The organism is Halorubrum sp. SS7, assembly GCF_005435055.1.
Lineage (GTDB): Archaea > Halobacteriota > Halobacteria > Halobacteriales > Haloferacaceae > Halorubrum > Halorubrum salinarum.
Genome location: NZ_SGXV01000377.1, coordinates 1 through 388 on the forward strand (window position 1 = coordinate 1; position 388 = coordinate 388).

General features: G+C 50.8%; 1 protein-coding gene. It reads right to left on the reverse strand.

What is annotated here, in order from left to right; translation table 11 throughout:
• Window positions 1-316: hypothetical protein (locus tag EXE44_RS18470; RefSeq protein WP_137718082.1), on the reverse strand; the 316-nt coding region annotated here is incomplete at its 3' end.
• Between the last annotated feature and the right edge of the window lie 72 nt (window positions 317-388).

The following is a 388-nucleotide window of genomic DNA, read 5'->3' on the forward strand; positions in this document are numbered from 1 at the left end:
AGTCCCTTATTCGGTCCATGTACCCCTCACTTCCGAGCAGTTCACGGATTGTTGGTTCGGCACTGTTGTCTGGTGATTCAAATTGATTCCTTGCCTTCGGCAGTGACAGACAAAACTCGACGATGTCATCGAAGTAGACTAGATCTCCTTCCTCGAACTCACCGATGGTGATGTAGGTTTTCGTGATCTCATAGAGGAGGTCCGCTTTCGAGTCGTCTGTAAGTGTGTTGCCTTCGCGAAGCGATGTTCCGAGCGTGTCGATTACATCGTTAACCGTGTTCGTGATAGTTGCCGGGCGGACCTGGTTCCCATCCACTGAGACCTCACTGTATGGGAGTAATATCTCGACAGTCGATGTTCGATGTGATCCACCTTCCGGGGCAACAGT